Origin of the sequence: Halosimplex marinum (genome assembly GCF_051414075.1) — an archaeon.
GTDB classification, from domain to species: domain Archaea; phylum Halobacteriota; class Halobacteria; order Halobacteriales; family Haloarculaceae; genus Halosimplex; species Halosimplex marinum.
Genome location: NZ_JBLKNY010000006.1, coordinates 221,221 through 239,027 on the forward strand (window position 1 = coordinate 221,221; position 17,807 = coordinate 239,027).

Here is a 17,807-nt window from a genome sequence, read left to right on the forward strand (position 1 = left end):
TCGATGTGGTCGAAGGAATCCAGGAACTCACTGAGGAGGATGACTGCCCGTGGGCGCTCGGTCACCGATGCAACGGTCGGCGAACAATGGTGGCTACGGAGGCCGGCAGTAGTGTTTTGTGTGTGTGCGTCCGATGTACGTCTGTATGTCAAAAACCGACTCGGACGGGAACGATCCCGAAATCGACCGGATCAACCTCCGGATCTCGCGTTCGTTTCTCGATGTGGTTGACGAGACGTGGCGCGAGCGTGGATTCAATAGTCGAAGCGAATTCATCCGATACGCACTACGCGATTCGGTGAACCATCCAGAAGGCGCCGGCGTCTGGAAGGATCTGGCGATCAGTGAAGCACAGTTCGACGAGGGTGAGGGGGCTCCGAGCGACGAGATGCGGGAGAAGTATGGGACAGGAACCGAGTGACGATCAGTGGGACTGGACGTTCTCTCCGCGCGGTGAGTCTCAGTTCGCGCAACTGGACCCGTCCACTCAGGACAGGATCATGGAAGAATTGGACGAAGTTGTCTCGTCAGAATGGCGCGAACCGGAGGACTTTCTCGAACCGTTGACGGGGTCACCGTATCGGAAACTCCGCATCGGCGGATACCGAGTGGGTTGTCGCCTGCGCCACGAAACGAAGACGCTCCGCGTCGAGAGCGTCCGGAAACGTGAAGGCGCGTACAAGGGTGACGACGACTGAACAGGTCGGTCACGGGGATCCGGACGCGGGGATCGGTCGGCTCTGAACGAGACGGCCGCACCAGACTACGCGTGTCGTATCCATCGCCCAGAAAGTTGAAAGTGGCAGGCGACGACGAACACGTATGAGCATCGATACGGCGGTGGTCCTCGCGGCGGGGGAGGGGACGCGGCTGCGGCCGCTGACCCGCAACCGGCCCAAGCCGATGTTGCCGGCGGCCAACCGACCAATCTTAGAGTACGTCTTCGACGCCTTGGTCGCGGCCGACGTGCGGCGGATCGTGGTCGTGGTGGGGTACAAGCGCGGGCGGGTGCAGGACCACTTCGGGCCGACCTACGACGGGGTCGACCTGGAGTACGTCACCCAGCGCAAGCAGCTCGGCAGCGGGCACGCCCTCCTGCAGGCCCGCGAGGCGGTCGACGGGCCGGCGCTGGTCGTCAACGGCGACCGCGTCATCGACGCCAACATCGTCCGCGACGTGGTCCGGGAGTTCGAGGAGAGCGGCGAGCCCTCGCTGGCCGTCCTCGAACGGCCCGAGACCAGCCAGTACGGCGCGGTCGTCCTCCACGAGGGGGACGTGGCGGAACTCGTCGAGAAGCCCGAGACCGACGAGTACCGGCTGATCAACGCCGGCGTCTACGCCTTCGAGCCCTCCGTGTTCGCGGCCATCGACGAGACTGACCGCTCCGACGGCGAACTCGCGCTGACGGACACCATCGCGCGGCTGATGGACGACGGTCGGGTTCGCGGGGTGCGGACCGAGGGGATGTGGGTCGACGCTACCTACCCCTGGGACCTGCTGACGGTGGCCGACGAGGTGCTCGCGCGCGGCCACGTCGACGAGCCCGCCCGCGACGACCGCGACGCCGACGTGTGGGTCGACCCCGCGGCGACCGTCCACGACGCCGCGATCCTCCAGGGGCCGACCGTCGTCGGCCCGGACTGCGAGGTCGGCCCCGGCGCGGTGGTCGGCCCCAACACGGCGCTGGGGCAGAACGTGACCGTCGGTGCCAACGCGACGGTGCGGAGCTCGGTGCTCGACACGGACACCCGCGTCGAGTCGGGCTCGACGCTCATCGACGCCGTCACCGGCCAGGACGTGACGCTGGGCGCCGGGACGGTCGTGCCCGGCGGCCGGGCGGACGTGCGGGTCGGCCGCGAGGTGTTCGAGGACCAGCGCCTGGGCGCGGTCGTCGCCGACCGCGTGGTCGCCGAGGGCGACGCGAGCTTCTCCCCGGGGACGCTCGTCGGCCCCGGCGCCCACATCGGGACGAGCGTCCGCGCGAGCGGGACCATCGCCGGCGGCGCGGAGGTGGTCCGATGAACGGACCCGAAGCGATCAAATACGAGGTGACTCACTAATGTGCGGGATCATCGGCTGTGTGGGCCGCGAGGACGAGACGCTCGACGTGCTCGTCCACGGCCTCTCGAAACTGGAGTACCGCGGCTACGACTCGGCGGGCGTCGCCCTCTCGGGCGAGCGCGTCGACGTGTGCAAGAAATCCGGGAAGATCGAGGACCTCAGGGAGGCGCTCGAGTCCCGCTCGATCGGCGGCGCGGCCGGCATCGGCCACACCCGCTGGTCGACCCACGGGCCGCCCACCGACGCCAACGCCCACCCCCACCTCGACTGCTCGGGCGACGTGGCCGTCGTCCACAACGGGATCATCGAGAACTACCAGTCGCTGCGCGACGAGCTCGTCGCGGCCGGCCACACGTTCAAGAGCGACACGGACACTGAGGTCGTCCCCCACCTCGTCGAGGACGCGCTGGCCGACGGGCTGGACAACGAGGCCGCCGTCCGGGAGGCGATCTCGCGGCTCGAGGGGAGCTACGCCGTCGCCGCCGCCGTCTCCGGTGACGACACGATCTACACCGCGCGCAACGACTCCCCGCTGGTGCTGGGGATCGACGACGAAGCGGAAGGCCAGGAGGCCTACTACCTCGCCAGCGACGTGCCCGCCTTCCGCGATTTCACCGACCGGGTGGTCTACCTCGCGGACGGCGAGTTCGCGACGCTCTCGGCCGAGGGCTGGACGGTCACCGACGAGGACGGCGACCCCGTCGACAAGGACGTGGACACGGTCGACTGGGACCCCGAGGAGACCGGCAAGAGCGGCTACGACCACTTCATGCTCAAGGAGATCCACGAGCAGCCGCGGGCCATCCGGCAGTGTCTCCGCGGACGGGTCGACGAGATGGCCGCGACGGTCGATATCGGCGACCTGGGCGACCTGTCGCCGACCGGCGTCCAGTTCGTCGCCTGCGGCACCTCCTATCACGCCGCGCTCTACGGCGCGCAGTTGTTGCGAAACGCCGGGATCCCGGCCCAGGCGTTCCTCGCCAGCGAGTACGCCACGTCGCCCCCGCCCATCGGCGACGCGCTGGTGGTGGGCGTGACCCAGAGCGGCGAGACCGCCGACACGCTCTCGGCGCTCCGGGAGGCTCGCAAGCGCGGTGCCCGGACGCTCGCGGTGACGAACACCGTGGGGTCGACGGTGGCGCGGGAGTGCGACCACGCGCTGTACATCAGGGCCGGCCCGGAGATCGGCGTGGCCGCCTCGAAGACCTTCGCGTCGCAGTTGGCCGCGCTGAACCTCTTTACCTTGGGGACGACGCGCGTCGAGGGGAAACGCGACGTCATCGGCGCGCTGCGGGACCTGCCGAGCGACATCCAGGCGATCCTCGACGACTCGAACGCCGAGGCGGTCGCCGACACCTACGTCGACAGCGACGCCTACTTCTTCATCGGCCGCGGCCTGCAGTACCCCGTCGCGCTGGAGGGCGCCCTGAAGATGAAGGAGATCACCTACAAGCACGCCGAGGGCTTCGCCGCGGGCGAGCTGAAGCACGGGCCGCTGGCGCTGGTGACCGAGGACACGCCGGTGTTCGCCGTGGTCACGGGCGACGGCGAGATGGCGCGCAAGACCATCGGGAACGTGAAAGAGGTCGAGGCGCGGGACGCGCCGGTCGTGGCGGTGACCGACGGGCAGTCGGACGTGGAGCGCTACGCCGACCACGTGCTCGAAGTCCCCGAGACACACCCGCAGGCCGCCGCGGTGTTGGCCAACGTGCAGTTGCAACTGGTGTCCTACTACGTCGCGGATGAACTGGGGCGATCAATAGACAAGCCGCGGAACCTGGCCAAGAGCGTGACGGTGGAGTAAGGCCAGTTCAGCCGGCGATAATTCGACCGCGTCTGTTTTGTATCGGCGTTCGCGAGTACTGGACAACACCCGTGCGCGGGTCGATCCAGCGATGAGCGACGAGATACCCCTCGACGAGAAGCTCCGGGCGATCGCCCGGGTCGCGCGGTTTCGACCGCTGTTCACCGCCGGTATCATCGGGCTCAGCGTGTTCGCCGCGCTGCTGGAGGGGATCGGCCTGAGTTTCCTGTACCCGATCATTCAGCTCGCTCGGGGCGGCGCCGGCGACGGCGCGGGGGGACAGTACCTGGAACTGTTCGTGACCGCCTACGAGACCACCGGCGTTCCGTTCACGCTGGAGTCCGTGGTAATCGGCGTCGCCGCCGTGATGACCGTCCGGTACACGTCGAGTTTCCTCGTGGCGTGGCTCAGGGCCTCGCTGCGGGCGACGTACGTTCGCCACCTGCAGGTCGAGTCGTTCGACCACGCGCTGGACGCCGAGGTGGCGTATTTCGACGAGGAGGGGTCGGACGACATCCTCAACGCGATCGTCACCCAGGCGACCTACGCGGGGCGGGCCATCGACCGGATCGTCAAGATCGTCGAACAGGGCTTCCTGACCGCGATGTACGGCGTCGTCGCGCTGGTGATGGCGCCGCTGTTGACCGTCGCGTCGGTCGTCGTGCTCGGTACCTTCGTCGTGCTCTCGCGGACGGCGCTGGAGTCCGGCTACTCGGTCGGTGACCGCGTGGCCGACGCCAACGAGACCGTCCAGACGGCGGCCCAGGCCGGAACGCAGGGGATCCGCGACGTCAAGCTGTTCGGGCTGACGGACGAACTGTTCGAGCGGTTCCGGACCGCGGCGGACCGGCGCGTGCGCGCCAGGGTGAAGCTCCGCCGGAACGAGGCCGTTCTCGACAACTTCTACCAGCTCGCGACCGCGGTCGTCGTCTTCCTCCTGATCTACGTCGCGCTCCGGGTCGCGTCGCTCTCGCTCGCGAGCCTCGGCGTGTTCCTGTTCGCGATGTTCAGGCTCGCACCGCGGGCGAGCACGCTGAACAACCTGGTCTACAAGGTCGAGGGTGACCTCCCGCACCTCGTCCGGACCCAGGCGTTCATCGACGAACTCGCGGCGCGGAGCGAACCGCAGCGGGGGACCGCGGCGGTCCCGGGTCGGATAGACCGGGTCGCCTTCGAGAACGTCTCGTTCAGGTACGGCGACGAACCGACGGTCGAGGACCTGTCGCTCGCGGTCGACCGCGGCGAGTTCGTCGCCTTCGTCGGGCCCTCGGGCGCGGGGAAATCCACCGTCCTCTCGCTGCTGGCGCGACTGTACGAACCGGACGCGGGAACGATCACGGCGGACGGGACGCCGATCGACGAGTTCGACCTCCGGGAGTGGCGCGAGAACGTCGCCGTCGTCCGCCAGCAACCGTTCGTGTTCAACGACACGCTCCGGTACAACGTGACCGTCGGGAACCGGGACGCCTCCGAGGACGAGATCCGGCGCGCCTGCGAGACCGCCCAGGTGACCGAGTTCCTCGACGCGTTACCGGACGGGTACGATACCGTGCTCGGTGACGACGGGGTCCGGCTATCGGGCGGGCAACGCCAGCGGATCGCGATCGCTCGCGCGCTGTTGAAAGACGCCGAGATCCTCGTCCTCGACGAGGCCACGAGCGACCTCGACACCTCGCTCGAAGAGCGGGTACACGACGGCATCGAGTCGATGGACCGCGACCGATTCGTGTTCGTCGTCGCCCACCGACTGTCGACGGTGCGGAACGCCGACCGGATCTACGCGATGGAACAGGGGCGGCTCGTCGAGTCCGGTCGCCACCGGGAGCTCGTCGACGGCGACGGGACCTACGCGGAACTGTACGAGACACAGCGACGCAACTGAGGCGGTCGCCGTCGCGGTTACCCCTCCGATCCCGCCAGGTCGACGCACCGGCGGTAGACCCAATCGGTGACCACGCTGACCGAATTCGCCCGCGTACCGCCTCGCGTGTATTCCCGCCGGGGCGAGAACGGGTCCGCTCGTCCGAACAGAGTTCGGCGAGTTGGTCCCTGATGCCCCGGGTCACCGATGTCGACCAGTAACCCGTTTCGGTCACGGTCGGTCCTCGATCACCGAGCGATAGACCGCTTCGAGCTGGTCGACGGTCCGGCAGAGATCGTACGACGGAGCCGCGTCCAGCGCGTTCTCGATCAGTCGATCGGCGTCCTCGAGGCACTCGCGCAGTCGCCGCTCGACGTCGTCCGCGTCGGTCCGATCGCAGCGGACGCCGTTGCCGCCGCGGACGTATTCGACGAGACTGCTCTCGTCGTTGACCAGCGCCGGCGTCCCGCACGCGAACGACTCCACGAGCGTGTTGGGCCCCATCTCGTCGGTCGACAGACAGACGAACAGTTTCGCGCGGGTGTAGAACGCCGGGAGTTCCTCCCGTGGGACGACCCCGTGATACGTCACGTCGACCGTCTCGAAGTCGGGGCTGTCCTCGGGCGTCCCGCCGACGATGTCGACCCGGAGTTCGCGCGTCCCGTCCAGTCGGGCGAGCGCGTCGACGAACGCGGGGTACCCCTTCCGCTCGTTCAGGGCGCCCACGTACAGGAGGTCCGTCTCGCGAGCGACCTCGGGGTCCGGTCGGAACCGGGGGTGGACGGCCGGACGGAGGACCTCGATCGGCCCGGTCGACCGGACCGAGCGGAGCATCTCCCGGTGGTATTCGCTGAACGCGAGGAGGCGGTCGGGGTCGATCGCGGCCACCGACAGCCGGTTCGCGAGGTAGTTGAGCCTGTTCGCGGCGGCCTCTCCGGGGGAGTCCTCCCAGAGTCCGTTCGGCCTGATCGGGAACCAGCCACCGACGTTGGGGCCGCAGACGACGGGGGCGTCCAGGCGGGACCCGACCGCCCTCGCGATCGTCCCCTCGACCGGTCGCGCCGTCGGCACGTGGACGACGTCGGGCTCGTAGGAGCGTAGCGCCCGCGCGACGCGGGGGGCCGACAGGAGCGACTCGACGTTGTGCAACCGACTGCCCCAGAGGTCGTCGGCCTCGAACCCCAGCGGCGAGAGGGCGAGCCGTTCCCCCTCGTCGATGAGCGGGAAGACGCGCCACTCGAAGTCGGCGTCGCACGTCCGAAAGCCGTCGAAGAGGTCGTGCATTCGCCCGTACCGCCCCGCTTTCCCCTCGAACCGGAAGGCGGTGAGGTAGGCGACCCGCATCGGCTCAGGCGTACCCGAGCTGTTCGAGTCGGTCCGCGACCACGTCATCGGCTGTCTCCTCGCGCTCGCCGGTCGGCGTTTCGGCCACGATGTTGCGACGCTCGCCCTCAACAATCAGCCACGGAACGGTGACGAGTTGGTCCGTATAGATGCCGCGCGGGTGTCCCCACTCGCGGATAGGGAAGGGGCGCGCACGCTCGCCCACCATGTTGCCGTGGTCTGAACTAACGACCGAGCGGCCGTCTAGACCTGTCAGCAGGTCGGCAACGTGCGGCAGCGCCCGGTCGAGATTATTCCGATAAGCTCGCCAGACGGACTCATCTGGTGTCTGAAGATCCCCGGTGAGCAACTGGTTCCAGCTACCCGGCTCATCGGGCTTGAGAAACGCTTGGTCGGGGTCGAACGGCTGTGGCTCGTCACTGTCGACGATGAACGGATAGTGGGGCTGGATGTAGTGGACCAGCAGCCGCTTATCCGGGTACTCCTCAGCGGCTCGCAGGGCCGCGGTCGTCGTTGTCTCGGGAAGGACGGTCATGTGCTCGTCGTCCCATCCCTCTTTCATCCAGACATGATCGACCGCGTGGAAGGAAGTATCAAGCCAGTCCTGGTGGCGGTACAACTGCGGGTTTGCAGTGACGTACACCGTGTCGTGGAGTTCCCGACCCTGGAAGTTCCCTTTGAGGAACTCTCGCGTGCTGGACCCGCGGGAAACACGACGCTCTAGACGCCCGCCAAGGTCCGCTTGCTCGGCGAACATATCGTATCGGCACGCGTCCAGAATCAGGAGGTTGTCCCAGTCCTCTGCGAAGATATCGACGCCATCGGTGTTGTAGTCCCGCTGGTTCAGCCGCCGGTGATACAGCCGGTTCGCCTCCCGGAGGAACAGCGCGGGCGTCGAGAGCCCCCGCTTCAGCTGCGAGAGGGAATACATGGCCGCACAAAGATGCTGATAGGTTTATATCCTTTCGGTAGCGCAGTAGGAGTAGCCCGATGGAGATCTGCTATCTCATCAATCAGCTGGCGCCCGGCGGCGCGCCGACGCTCCTCCTCGATCTCGTCAGGCGGACCGACCCCGATGTCTCGTACACGGTCTGCTTCGTCGAAGGGGACGACAGCCTCGTCCCGGACCTCCGCGAGGCCGGCGCCGAGGTGGTCGACTTCGGCGCGTCGTTCAAATTCGACCCCCGGGCGCTGGGGCGGATGGCCCGCTTCTTCCGCCGGCGCGAGTTCGACGTTCTCCACACTCACCTCCCGTATTCACAGACGCTCGGACGACTCTCTGCGCTCCTCGGAACCATCGGCGCGGTCGTCAGCACCCAACACAACGTCCCGGAGAACTACCATCCGATCACCCGGACGCTCGAACGGACGACGCGACCGCTCGACGATGCGACGGTCGCGGTTTCGGCGGGTGTCGAGCGGGCATTCCGCGGTGCGGCCCACCGGTACGACGGGACCCTCGAGGACGGATGGTGCACGATCTACAACGGCGTCGACACCGACGCGTTCGGGACGGCGGTCGAGACGGCGGATCCGGATTCGCTGGCTGTCACGGTGGCGGACGACGCAACCGTCTACCTGAACGTCTCGCGGTACGTACCGGCGAAAGACCAGGCGACGCTCGTAGACGCGATGGCGGCCGTCGTCGACCGGGAGCCGGCGGCGCACCTGTTCGTCGTCGGCTGGGGATCCGAGGAGGAGTCGCTCCGGGAGCGCGTTCGGCGGCGCGGACTGGACGACGACGTGACCGTCACGGGGCGAGTCCCGTCCGTTCACCCGTACTACGCGCTGGCGGACGTGTTCGTCTCCTCGTCCGTGTTCGAAGGGCTGCCGATCGCACACCTGGAGGCGATGGCAGCTGGCCTCCCGGTGGTGGCGACGGACATCCCGGGTGTCGACGAGGTCGTCGTCGACGGCGAGACGGGGCGGCTCGTCCCACCGGAGTCGCCCGACGCGCTCGCGTCGGCGATGTGTGACCTGGCTAGTGCCGACCGGCAGTCCGAGTTCGGTCGCGCGGGTCGACAGCGGGTCGGCGAGGAGTTCGACATCGCGAGTACTGTCGAAGCCCACCGTCGACTGTACGAGTCGCTCTCACCCAGTTCTGGTAGTCGATGAGACCGATCTCCGACGGAATCTGCCCGATGGTCGGCGGCCAGAACCGTTTTGTCGACGGACGTGCGTCACAGAGACAATGAACGGCCGACGACGGTTCGGTGTCGGACTGCTCGTCTTTCTCCTGGCACTCTCGACGCGCCTGGTCGGTGTGGCAGTCACGGGCCTCACGAAACTGAATCCGTACGCCAGGGCGGACGCGGACCGATTCGCGGCCAGCGCAGCCGAGACTGCGGCAACGCTGATCGCGGGCCGTCTCCCGACGATCCCGACGAACCCGGACCGGATCGTCACGCTGTGGGGGCTCTTTCTTTCGCCGTTGTGGCTGTTGCCGGGGCCGAGCCGGCTGTACGGTCGGTTGTTCGCCGCGCTTCTGGGGGCCGTCGCCGTCTACGGGCTCTATCGCCTCGCCCGAGCGCTCCACTCCCGTGAGGCCGGCGTCGTCGCCGTACTTCCACTCGTTTGCTATCCGAGCATCGTCCTCGTCCACAGTACTGTCCTCCGGGAGTCGTTCGTCCTCGCGGGGCTGGTCTGGGCGACGATACTACTGAGCGATACCGGGGCGGCGCCGTCGTGGTTCCAGACCGGCACCGGACCCGCGTGGTTCCCCGACGGGACTGTCAGGTACCTCACCGGACTCGCCGTCCTGGGACTGATCTCGGTCGTCCGGTGGGAAAACCTACCGCTGTACGCGGTCGCGCTGGGCACCGGCGTCGCAGTCGGCCATCGCGACGGTATCACACAGTTGCGACTCGCCGTCGCCGCGACGCTGGCGACGCTCGTCACGCTCACCGTCGGCCGTCCGTTCGTCCGGTCGGCGCTCGACTTCCTGGTCGTCAAGCGTGACCGTCGGAGCGAAGGCCGGACGGTGTACCTCCCCGAGTTCCGTCCCGACACGATCCCGAAGGCGATCGCGTTCGCGCCGGTCGGAGCGGTCTATTTCCTGTTCACGCCGTTCCCCTGGATGATCGAGACGGTGGCCGACGCGGTCGTCTTTCCCCAGTCGGTCGGGAACCTCGTCGCAGCCGGCTTCGCGGCCGTGGGCGTCCCGGTTCTCTGGAGGCGTTCGGAGCGAACGACCGGCGCGCTCGTCGTCGCCTTCGCCGTCGGTACGATACTCTACGGGCTCGTCAACGCCAACGTGGGGACGAACGTCCGCCAGCGACAGATGTTCCTCTGGGTGCTCTTCCTGTTTGCCGGCGTCGGCGCCGCGACGCGGTTCGACCTCACCGACCGCTTCGAGCGACTGGGATGATCGTTCGCGACGCGGTCGAGACGACCGACATCGTTAGGGGACTGAGCGGTCGTATGGTAAACGATGATCGCGGGGTCGCTCAGTCGCGACGACAGTGTGCCCGACCTGTCGGGCCGACGAACGCCGAGAGGGCTTCGTCTCGGTACGGAGCTGATACCGGACGAATCCTCCGAGCCGGAGTGTCGGCGATGACCCGGAACGTCGTCGTCGTGGTGATGGACACGGCCCGCTACCGGGACGTGTTCCCGGCCGACGAGACGGTCGCTCCGACCCTCGAATCGCTGGCGTCCGAGGGGACGCGGTTCGACAGTGCGGTCGCACCGGCACCGTGGACGCTCCCGTCGCACGCCTCGCTGTTCACCGGAACGTACCCGTCGAAACACGGCGCCCACGCCGACCACAAGTACCTCGACGACGGGCTTCCGACAGTCGCGGAAGTGTTCGCCGGAGCCGGCTACGAGACCGTCGCCGTCTCGAACAACACCTGGATCAGCGACGGGTTCGGCTTCGCTCGGGGTTTCGAGCGCTTCCGCAAGACCTGGCAGTACCTCCAGGCGGACACGGACCTCGGGCCCGCCGCCCGCACGAACGAGGGTCGCGACAAACTCCGGGCACTCACCCGGTCGCTGTTCGACGGCAATCCGTTGGTCAACGCACTCAACGCCGTCTACGGACAGTTCTTCCGCAAGCGCGAGGACAGCGGCGCGCGCCGGACCAATCGGTGGATCCGGGAGTGGCTCGCCGACCGCGACGACGAGCGCCCCTTCTTCTGTTTCGTGAACTACCTCGAACCCCACCTGGAGTATCGGCCGCCCCGCGAGGCGGCCGAACAGTTCCTCCCCGCGGGGACGAGCTACGACGAGGCGATGGCCGTCCCGCAAGACGCGTGGTCGTATGTCGCGGGTGACCTGGACCTCACCGACGAGGATTTCGCGGCGTTGCGCGCGCTGTATCGCGGCGAGATCGCCTACCTCGACGACCGGATCGCCGAGCTGCGCGACGCGCTGGTGGCGGCCGGCGTCTGGGAGGACACGGTGTTCGTCGTCACGGGCGACCACGGGGAGAACATCGGTGACCACGGGTTGATGGACCACCAGTACTGCCTCTACGAGACGCTGCTCCACGTGCCGCTGGTTGTCCACGGCGGCCCGTTTGACGAAGGTTGCGACGAGCGGCTGGTATCGCTAACCGATCTCGCGCCGACGCTGCTCGACGCGGCCGATGTGGACGCGCCGGAGTTCCGCGACCAGGCACAGGGCGAATCGCTGCTCGCCGACAGCAGCGGACAGCGAGACCACGTCTTTGCCGAGTACCTCGCGCCCCAGCCGTCGATGGCGGCGCTGACCGAGCGCGTGGGCGGCCTCTCCGACGACGTGCGCCGGTACGACCGGTCGCTACGCGCCGTCCGCGGCGACGGGTGGAAGCTGATACGCGGATCCGACGGCTCGCGCGAGTGCTACCACCTCGCGACCGACCCCGACGAGACGGTGGACCTACTCTCGACCGATGGCGACGGGACGACCGGCGCGAATGGGGTACCCGAGGCGGGTGGGACAGCCGAGGCGAACACGGCGGACAAGGAATCCGTCGACGCCACACGCCGAACCGACTCCCTCGGCGACGTACTCGACGACTGGCTCGCGTCGTTCAACCACGCCGACCCCGACGGTGACCCGGCGATGTCCGAGACAACGGCCCAGCGCCTCGAAGACCTCGGATACCTGCAGGAGTAAGCGCCTGGTACGGCCGTTTCTGCCTCTGATCCCGACACCTCTCTCTTGAGTACCTAGCGACAGCACCCGCCCGATGAAAAAACATATAACCGAGCAGAGTTACTCACAATCTGAGTAACCTATGACGATCCTCGTCACCGGCGCCGACGGCTACATCGGGTGGCCGACCGCCCTGCGCATCGCGAACCGGACGGACGACCGCGTGCTGCTCGTCGACAACTTCGCCCGCCGCGAGTGGGTCGAAGAGGTCGGCTCGAAGAGCGCGACGCCCATCGCGGGCATCGACCAGCGCATCGACGCGGCCGAGGACGTGTTCGGTATCGGCAACATGTCCTTCGTCGAGGGCGACCTCGTCGAGAAGTCGTTCGTCGACGAACTCCTCGCGGTCCACGAGCCCGACGTGGTGGTCCACGCGGCCGCGCAACCGTCCGCGCCGTACTCCCAGATCAACGGCGAGCGGGCCAACTACACCCAGCACAACAACATGCAGGCCACGCGGAACCTGCTGTGGGGCCTGGACGAGCACGACCTCAACGACACGCACTTCATCGAGACGACGACGACGGGTGTCTACGGTGCCCCCGAGTTCCCCATCCCCGAGGGCGGTGCCGTGATGGAGAACGAGGGCGAGCGCGACGAGGTGCCGTTCCCGGCGATGGCGGGGTCGTGGTACCACCTCACCAAGAGCCACGACGCCGCGAACATGCGCCTGGCTCACCAGCAGTTCGACATCCCCATCTCGGACGTGCGCACGGCCATCACCTACGGGACCGAGACCGAGGAGACCCGCGAGGACGACCGGCTGAAGACCCGGTTCGACTTCGACTACTACTTCGGCACGGTGGCCCACCGCTTCGCCGCACAGGCCGTCGCGGGCTACCCGGTCACCGTCTACGGCAAGGGCGAACAGCGCAAGCCGTTCGTCTCGCTGGAGGACGCCGTCGAGGGGCTGGCCAACCTCGCCCTGCAGGACCACGCGGAGCGCCCGGACGACCTGACCGTCTACAACCAGGTCACCCGCGCGATCTCCATCGTCGAGATCGCCGAGACTATCGCCGACGTGGGCTCGGAGTTCGATCTGGACGTGGCCGTCGAGCACTTCGAGAACCCCCGCGACGAGGACGAGACCCACAAGATGGAGATCGAGAACGACCGCTACGCCGACCTCATCGGCGGGCAGGCCCAGTCGTTCGAGGGCGGCATCCGCGACGTGTTCGAGACGCTCACCGCCCACGCCGACACCATCGAGGCCCACGAGGACCGGTTCCTGCCGGGCGTCCTCGACGACTGGGACGAAGAGGAGTAACCCGTGGACGTGCTCGTCACCGGCGGGTGTGGCTACATCGGCAGCCACCTCGTGCCGAAACTCCAGGCCGACGGCGACGTCGACCGCGTGGTCGTCCTCGACAGCCTCGTCTCCGGGTCGCCCCGCGCCCTCTTTGGCTGTTTCGACGACGGGCTGGACTTCCGCCGGGGCGACGTGCGCGAGTACGGCGACGTCGAGAGCGCGATGCGCGACGTGGACCGGGTGGTCCACCTCGCCGCAATCACGGGCGCGGCGAGCACGCACGACCGTCGCGAGGAGACCTTCGCCGTCAACTACGACGGCACCGAGAACGTCCTGACCGCCGCGGGCAAGCTCGGCGTCGACCACGTCGTCTTCGCCTCCTCGTGTAACATCTACGGCCGCGCGACGAGCACGGACATCGACGAGACGGTCGACCCCGACCCGATCAACCCCTACGCCGAGACGAAGTACCAGTCGGAGGACCTGCTCGCGGAGCACTGCGAGGAGTACGACATGACCGGCACCGCTCTCCGGATGGCGACCAACTTCGGCTACTCGCCGGCGGTCCGGTTCAACCTCGTCGTCAACCACTTCGTCTTTCGCGCGGTGACGGGCCGGCCGCTCACCGTCTACGGTGACGGGTCGAACTGGCGGCCGTTCGTCCACGTCGACGACGCCGCCCGCGCCTACGAACACGCCGTCCGCGAGCCCGATGCGTGGAACGAGCGCGTGTACAACGTCGGCTCGAACGACGGCAACTACCGCATCGAGGAGATAGCCGAGGTCGTCCGCGAGGAGGTCGGCCCGGTCGACATCACCTACCTCGAAGACGAACACCCCGGCCCCTCCTACCACGTCAACTTCGACCGCCTGGACGGGACGGGCTTCGAGACCGAATACACCCTCCGCGAGGGCGTCCGGGACCTGGCCGCGCGGTTCCGTGACTCGGAGACGAAGGCAGGCTTATGACAACCGGAACTCGGAGCTGACACATGGCCGAAATTGTTCGAACCGATGGTGTCCTCGGGGGGAAGCCACGGCTGGCGGGACACCGCATTTCGGTCCTCCAGGTGGCGGACATGGTTCTGGATGCGGGCCACTCTCCGGAATACGTCGCGGATCAACTCGCCATCTCGCTCTCGGATGTCCACACCGCACTCGCGTACTACTACGACAACCCCGACGAGATGGACGAGATTCGAGAACGGAACGAGCGACTCGAAGCCCAACTGCGAGAACAGGCGATAACACCTGACAGCGTGGAATAGCAATGAACCAATCAGAGGTCTACATCGACAAGAACGCGATTTCCGTGAGGGAGAGAACTGTAAACCGATCCCGTGTAATGGTCATTACGTCGGATTTAGTACGACGTAATAGCAATCACTCTCTCGGTGCAGCCACACGCGATACGAAACACTCGATCCGAAGGACACACAGATAATGACAGACCAACGCACCGTCGCCGTCACAGGCGCGGCGGGATTCATCGGCAGTCGCGTCGTCTCGGAACTACAGCAGGCCTACCCCGACTGGGAGATCGCCGCGCTCGACAACTTCTACCTCGGTGACGTGCGCGAGATTGGCGACGTGACCGTCGAGCACGTCGACGTTCGCAACCGCGACCGCCTGGAGGACGCGCTGGCGGGTGCGGACATCGTGATGCACCTCGCGGCGATCTCGGGTGTCGACGACTGCGAGGACAATCAGGACCAGGCCTACGAGGTCAACGTCCAGGGAACGAACAACGTCGCGTGGTTCTGCCGGAAGACCGGCGCGGCGCTCGTGTTCCCGTTCTCGATGGCGGTGCTGGGCGACCCCGTCGAGTTCCCGATCACCGTCGACCACCGCCGCGACCCCATGAACTGGTACGGCCGGACGAAACTGCTCAGCGAGCGCGCCATCGAGACGTTCGCCGAGGGCGCGTTCCCCGCGCACCTGTTCCTCAAGTCGAATCTGTATGGGGAACACGAGATCGGCGGTCAGACCGTCTCGAAGGGGACGGTCATCAACTTCTTCGTCGGCCGCGCGAGGGCGGGCGAGGCGTTGACCGTCTACGAGCCCGGCGACCAGGCGCGCAACTACGTCCACGTCAAGGACGTGGCCCGCGCGTACGTCCGGAGCGCCGAGCGGCTCGACGACCGGCTCGACGCGGGCGAGACGGGCGTCGAGAAGTACGAGATCGCCAGCGACGAGGACCCCGGGATCACGACCGTCGCGGAGATCGTCCGGGACATCTCCGCCGAGGAGATCGACTTCGAACCGGAGATCGAACTGCTGGAGAACCCGCGCGACGAGACGCTCGTCAGCGAGTTCGAGGTCGACACGACGCGGGCTCGCGAAGAACTGGGGTGGACGGTCGAACACTCCGTCGAGGACAGCATCCGGAAACTGCTGGTCGAGGACTGACCGACTCGCCGCCCGAAACCGCCCGCGCTCCCGACGGACTGTCGGCCGGCTCGGCGCGACCGATGGCCGGTGTTCGTACGGGGTTGCGTAACTTCCAAGATAGTCCCCACCGGTGTAGGTGTCATGGATGTGAACAAGGCTGTCATTCCCGCCGCAGGCTTTGGCACACGATTCCTACCGGTGACGAAAGCCCAGCCCAAGGAGATGATGCCGGTCCTCGACAAGCCGACCATCCAGTACGTCGTCGAGGAGGCCGTCGACGCCGGGATCGACGACATCCTCATCATCACCGGCCGCGGGAAACAGTCGATCGAGCGCCACTTCGACAAGTCCTACGAACTCGAAGCGGAACTCGCGGCCGCCGGCAAGGACGACCGGCTCGACCGGGTCCAGGAGATCGCGGACCTCTGCGACATCCACTACGTCCGTCAGAAGGAGCGCGACGGGCTCGGTGACGCCGTCCGCTACGCCCGGAAGCACGTCGGCGACGAACCGTTCGCACTGTTGCTCGGGGACACGATCGTGAAAAGCGAGGTCTCCTGTACGGCGAAACTCATCGACCACGCCGAGGCCCACGGGGAGTCGACCATCTCGCTCGAAGCCGTCCCCTGGGAGAAGGTGTCCGCCTACGGCGTCGCGGACGTCGGCGAACGGAGCGAGGACGGGTCGCTCCCCATCGAGGAACTCGTGGAGAAACCCGCGCGCGAGGACGCGCCGTCGAACCTTGCCATCACCGGCCGGTACGTCCTCACGTCGGAGATATTCGACCTGCTGGAGGAGACCGAACCCGGCGTCGGCGGCGAACTCCAGCTGACGGACGCGCTCCGGAAGCTCCCGGCTATCCGCGGGGTCGAACTCGATGGCGACCGCTACGACATCGGGAACATCCCCGACTGGTTACAGGCGAACCTGGAGATGGCGCTCACCCACGACGACGGCGAGATGAACGACGCCGTTCGAACGCTCGTCGAGGAAGAGCTCGATGGGTAGAGTGCTCGTCACCGGCGGCGCCGGCTTCCTCGGGTCGCACCTCTGCGAGGCGCTGCTGGACGCCGGCCACGAGGTCATCGCGATGGACAACCAGGTCACCGGCCGGACCGACAATCTGGAGGACGTCTTCTATCACGACCGGTTTTCCTTCTACGAACACGACGTGACGAACTTCATTCACATTTCCGGGGACCTCGACAGCGTCATCCACCTGGCGAGCCTCGCCTCGCCCGTCTTCTACCGGGACCACCCGATCAAGACGCTGAAAGTCGGAGCGCTGGGGACGCACAAGACGCTCGGGCTCGCCAAGGAGAAGGACGCGACGTACCTCTTCGCGTCGACGAGCGAGGTGTACGGCGACCCCGACGTGAACCCCCAGCCCGAGGACTACCGCGGGAACGTCGACTCCTACGGTCCCCGGTCGTGTTACGACGAGTCCAAGCGCTACGGCGAGTCGCTCGTCCGCGCGTACCGCGACGAACACGACATCGACGTCCGCGTCGTCCGCATCTTCAACACGTACGGCCCGCGGATGCGACTGGACGACGGGCGCGTCATCCCGACGTTCGCCAAGCAGGCGCTGACCGGCGAGGACCTGACGGTCTACGGCGACGGCCAGCAGACCCGGAGCTTCTGTTACGTCTCGGACCTGATCGAGGGGATCCTGGCGCTGCTCGAAGCCGACGTGCAGACGCCCGTCAACATCGGGAACCCGGACGAACGGACGATCCAGGAGCTCGCGGAGGTGATTATCGAGTTGACCGACTCCGACAGCGAGATCACCTACGAACCGCTGCCACCGGACGACCCCCAGGTCCGTCGGCCCGACATCTCGAAGGCGAAGTCGGAACTGGACTGGGAACCGACCGTCGACCTCGAAGCCGGGCTCGAACGGTCGCTCGACTACTTCGAGTCGGTCGTGTAGCGACGGCCCGGACCGCGGCGGCCCC

16 protein-coding genes are annotated in these 17,807 nt (G+C 67.2%); 14 read left to right on the forward strand and 2 right to left on the reverse strand.

Features of this window, described 5'->3' with window-relative positions; translation table 11 throughout:
- The first annotated feature begins 145 nt into the window (after positions 1-145).
- The 5 genes from ACMGFI_RS17550 (at position 146) to ACMGFI_RS17570 (ending at position 5,747) form a co-directional block, all read left to right on the forward strand.
- Positions 146-421, forward strand: a complete 276-nt coding sequence (locus tag ACMGFI_RS17550) for a ribbon-helix-helix domain-containing protein (RefSeq protein WP_436911240.1) — start codon at positions 146-148, stop codon at positions 419-421.
- On the forward strand, positions 402-698 hold the full coding sequence (locus ACMGFI_RS17555; RefSeq protein WP_436911242.1) for a type II toxin-antitoxin system RelE family toxin: 297 nt from the start codon (positions 402-404) through the stop codon (positions 696-698). Before ACMGFI_RS17550 ends, ACMGFI_RS17555 begins: the two co-directional genes overlap by 20 nt.
- A 124-nt stretch (positions 699-822) precedes the next feature.
- On the forward strand, positions 823-2,022 hold the full coding sequence (glmU, locus tag ACMGFI_RS17560; RefSeq protein ID WP_436911243.1) for a bifunctional sugar-1-phosphate nucleotidylyltransferase/acetyltransferase: 1,200 nt from the start codon (positions 823-825) through the stop codon (positions 2,020-2,022).
- A gap of 37 nt (positions 2,023-2,059) precedes the next feature.
- Positions 2,060-3,865 (forward strand): glutamine--fructose-6-phosphate transaminase (isomerizing), encoded by a 1,806-nt coding sequence (gene glmS / locus ACMGFI_RS17565; RefSeq protein WP_436911245.1) that lies wholly within the window; start codon positions 2,060-2,062, stop codon positions 3,863-3,865.
- 91 nt (positions 3,866-3,956) lie between these two features.
- Positions 3,957-5,747, forward strand: coding sequence for an ABC transporter ATP-binding protein (locus ACMGFI_RS17570; protein WP_436911247.1), 1,791 nt, complete (start codon positions 3,957-3,959; stop codon positions 5,745-5,747).
- Between the two features lie 210 nt (positions 5,748-5,957).
- Here ACMGFI_RS17570 and ACMGFI_RS17575 read toward each other — a convergent pair whose 3' ends face one another.
- Both ACMGFI_RS17575 and ACMGFI_RS17580 read right to left on the reverse strand, forming a co-directional pair.
- Positions 5,958-7,118 carry a glycosyltransferase family 4 protein gene (locus tag ACMGFI_RS17575; RefSeq protein WP_436911249.1) on the reverse strand — a complete coding sequence of 387 codons (1,161 nt, stop codon included), beginning with the start codon at positions 7,116-7,118 and terminating at the stop codon, positions 5,958-5,960.
- Positions 7,075-8,001, reverse strand: a complete 927-nt coding sequence (locus ACMGFI_RS17580; protein ID WP_436911251.1) for a hypothetical protein — start codon at positions 7,999-8,001, stop codon at positions 7,075-7,077. The genes ACMGFI_RS17575 and ACMGFI_RS17580 overlap by 44 nt, the downstream gene beginning before the upstream one ends.
- A gap of 59 nt (positions 8,002-8,060) precedes the next feature.
- On the opposite strand from ACMGFI_RS17580, the gene ACMGFI_RS17585 reads away from it, so the two are divergent.
- The 9 genes from ACMGFI_RS17585 (at position 8,061) to ACMGFI_RS17625 (ending at position 17,782) form a co-directional block, all read left to right on the forward strand.
- Positions 8,061-9,185 carry a glycosyltransferase gene (locus ACMGFI_RS17585; protein WP_436911252.1) on the forward strand — a complete coding sequence of 375 codons (1,125 nt, stop codon included), beginning with the start codon at positions 8,061-8,063 and terminating at the stop codon, positions 9,183-9,185.
- A 76-nt stretch (positions 9,186-9,261) separates the two neighbouring features.
- Positions 9,262-10,437: a hypothetical protein gene (locus tag ACMGFI_RS17590; protein ID WP_436911253.1), complete on the forward strand. Its 1,176-nt coding sequence runs from the start codon at positions 9,262-9,264 to the stop codon at positions 10,435-10,437.
- Positions 10,438-10,625: 188 nt separating this feature from the next.
- On the forward strand, positions 10,626-12,170 hold the full coding sequence (locus ACMGFI_RS17595) for a sulfatase (protein WP_436911255.1): 1,545 nt from the start codon (positions 10,626-10,628) through the stop codon (positions 12,168-12,170).
- 121 nt (positions 12,171-12,291) lie between these two features.
- Positions 12,292-13,476, forward strand: coding sequence for an NAD-dependent epimerase/dehydratase family protein (locus ACMGFI_RS17600; protein WP_436911256.1), 1,185 nt, complete (start codon positions 12,292-12,294; stop codon positions 13,474-13,476).
- A gap of 3 nt (positions 13,477-13,479) precedes the next feature.
- The gene (locus ACMGFI_RS17605; RefSeq protein WP_436911257.1) at positions 13,480-14,427 is read left to right on the forward strand and encodes an NAD-dependent epimerase/dehydratase family protein; all 948 of its coding nucleotides are present in this window, start codon (positions 13,480-13,482) and stop codon (positions 14,425-14,427) included.
- A gap of 23 nt (positions 14,428-14,450) precedes the next feature.
- Entirely contained in the window at positions 14,451-14,726 is a 276-nt protein-coding gene (locus tag ACMGFI_RS17610) for a DUF433 domain-containing protein (RefSeq protein WP_436911259.1), read from the forward strand.
- A gap of 175 nt (positions 14,727-14,901) precedes the next feature.
- A complete protein-coding gene (locus tag ACMGFI_RS17615) occupies positions 14,902-15,867 on the forward strand; it encodes an NAD-dependent epimerase/dehydratase family protein (protein ID WP_436911260.1) in 966 nt (321 codons plus the stop codon).
- A 123-nt stretch (positions 15,868-15,990) separates the two neighbouring features.
- Positions 15,991-16,857, forward strand: coding sequence for a UTP--glucose-1-phosphate uridylyltransferase GalU (galU, locus tag ACMGFI_RS17620; protein ID WP_436911262.1), 867 nt, complete (start codon positions 15,991-15,993; stop codon positions 16,855-16,857).
- Positions 16,850-17,782, forward strand: coding sequence for a UDP-glucuronic acid decarboxylase family protein (locus tag ACMGFI_RS17625; RefSeq protein WP_436911263.1), 933 nt, complete (start codon positions 16,850-16,852; stop codon positions 17,780-17,782). The genes galU and ACMGFI_RS17625 overlap by 8 nt, the downstream gene beginning before the upstream one ends.
- The last annotated feature ends 25 nt before the right edge of the window (positions 17,783-17,807 follow it).